Below are 2,559 nucleotides of genomic sequence, written 5' to 3' on the forward strand. Positions count from 1 at the left end.
CTGGAAATTGCAGAACGTGTGCAGCAACAGAAGGAAGCCAAAGGCAGATTGCACTGACGCATTCAGCAAAACATCAAGGCGATGAGCGCGGCATCGTCTTCCAGCATCAGCAGCAAGCTCACCGACCACAACAGCAGCCAGGTGCGCGCCGTCGCGAGGCACTCGGGTCGGGGGCGGCGGAGATCGGCATTTTCGTCGATGCCGCTATATCGACAGACTACGTCTTCATTTGCATCTAATGCTCGTGGCGACGTGATGCCCTTTTCAGTTTCTTTCCAGCGCACTACCTTTTTCCTTTTGCCATTGTGCCAGCGCCGCCAACGCTTCGCGCGGGTCGAAGGGCTTGGTCAAATGATGGTCGAAGCCGGCATCATAAGCCATACGCCTGTCGGTTTCCTGTCCCCAGCCGGTTGCGGCAATCAGCAATGCCGCACGTCCCCAATCTTCGCCGCGCATGCGGCTCGCGACTTCATAACCGCTCATCTTCGGCATGCCGATATCGAGTATCACGATGTGCGGTTTTTCCTTCGCACCTGTGGCCAGGCCATCGAGGCCGTTGTACGCAGTCAGCACCCGATAACCAGCGATTTGGAAAATCACTGACAGGCAATCGATCGCATCCCGGTTGTCGTCGATCAGCAGGATGGTTTGCCCATGCCGCGCCCTGTCAGCCGATTCAGATGGTGCGAGCGGCACCGCGTTTTCCTGTTCCGACGGTAATGGCAGTCTGACGACGAAGCGCATTCCCTGACCCAGGCCGCGGCTATGTGCGGCAATCTTGCCGCCGTGCAGATCGAGCAAGCCCTTGGACAACGCGAGGCCGATGCCCAGCCCGCCTTCGGATCGGTCGATCGCCGAACTGACCTGGGAAAACATTTCGAACAGATGCGGCAGATCCTGCGTCGCCACACCGATCCCGTTGTCGGAAATCGTCACCGTCAGCGCGCCATCGCCAGCGACTGCGTCGAGTTCGATGCGTCCCTGGCGATCCGTATATTTGGCGGCGTTGGTCAGCAGGTTCGTTAATACCTGTGCGATGCGCAAGGGATCGACGTCCAGCAGAATGGTTTCGTCCGGCAGCCTCACTTGCAGCACATGCGCCTTGATGTCGATCATTGGCCGCACGGTTTCGACCGCACTATCGACCACTTCACGCAAAGTGACGAGACGCTTCTTCAGATCGAGCCTCCCGCTGGTGATGCGCGACACGTCGAGCAGATCCTCCAGCAGACGCGTCATATGGCCTGCCTGACGATCGATGATTTCACGGCAGCGCTGCAGCAGCTCCGCCGTCAGTTCCGCTTCGCCCAGTAAATGCGCGGCACTGCGGATAGGCGCCAGTGGATTGCGCAACTCGTGCGCCAGGGTCGCAAGAAATTCATCCTTGCGGCGATCGGCAAGGCGCAAGGCTTCCTCCGCGCGCTTGCTGGCCGTGACATCCCATACCAAACCCGTCGTGCCGACTTTCCCGGTGATCGCATTGCAGGTCGTCATGCCGCGCTCTTCCAGCCATGCGATTTCGCCGTCGCGCGGGCGCACGATGCGAAATTCACCGTGCCAGCTTCCCTTTTCTGCGATCGCCGACTCAACCAAGGCACGATGACGCGCGACATCATCCGGATGCACCAGGGCGAAACCCTGCCTGCTATCGTGCAGCACCTCGCCCGGCGGCAATCCGAATACTTCGGTTGCCGAATCGGACATGATCAGCTGGTCCGATTGCATGTCCCATTCCCAGCTTGCCATCTTGGCCGCGTTCAAAGCGGCGACCAGACGCGCATCGCTGTCGCGCAAGCGCCGCGCCACCAGCATCTTCGCCGTGCGCTCGTGCGCAGCGACCAGCATGCCGGCTGCGATGCCGTCCGATTGGCGGATGGGGCTGAAGGAAAAAGTGAAATAGCGGTCTTCGGGATAGCCGTTACGTTCGATGACCAGGCGCAAGTCGTAACCCCGCACCGCTTCGCCGCGTTCCATGACTTGCTGTGCAAGCTCGTCCAGTTTGGGCAGCATTTCCTGCTGGGTCGCGAGCGCAGAACGGGCGTACGCATTGCGGTGCCGCGCTTCACCCATCAGCTCGCGATAAGCGTCGTTATATAGCTGAATCAAATCAGCGCCCCACCAGACCGCAATGGCGAATTGCGAATCGAGACAGATTCCCGTCGTCAGCCGCAATGCTTCAGGCCAGCATGACATGTCGCCCAGCGATGTCCCGGACCAATCGGTCGCGCGTATTAATGCGCCCATTGCGCCGCCCTCGGGCATCCACAATTCCGTTTCATCCGTTTTCATGTCTTCCCCGCGTTCACGCTGATCGAGCCGCTTGCTTCATCATGCAAGTACCGGGCCACAACGATAATCTTTGCACAACATTTTGCCCGGTTTCCATAGGCGCGAACATCCCATAAATGTGTCGCCATTAAGGAAAATTTAAGACACATTCAGCGTTCCAGTCAGCAAGCGCAGAGTGCGAATGCATAGACACTGGAAAAAGGAAGGAATATCGGAGGAGTTACGACGGAAAATACGTATGAGGGGAAAAACAGAAGGCGAGCCTTGTCT

2 protein-coding genes are annotated in these 2,559 nt (G+C 58.7%); both read right to left on the reverse strand.

Features of this window, described 5'->3' with window-relative positions; all coding sequences use genetic code 11:
* Positions 1-62 precede the first annotated feature (62 nt).
* Complete coding sequence (locus tag VN114_RS07345) at positions 63-284, reverse strand: hypothetical protein (RefSeq protein ID WP_325513498.1); 222 nt, start codon at positions 282-284, stop codon at positions 63-65.
* A complete protein-coding gene (locus tag VN114_RS07350) occupies positions 265-2,289 on the reverse strand; it encodes an ATP-binding protein (RefSeq protein ID WP_325513500.1) in 2,025 nt (674 codons plus the stop codon). Before VN114_RS07350 ends, VN114_RS07345 begins: the two co-directional genes overlap by 20 nt.
* Positions 2,290-2,559: the final 270 nt, after the last annotated feature.

This window comes from Oxalicibacterium sp., from assembly GCF_035565035.1.
Lineage (GTDB): Bacteria > Pseudomonadota > Gammaproteobacteria > Burkholderiales > Burkholderiaceae_D > Oxalicibacterium.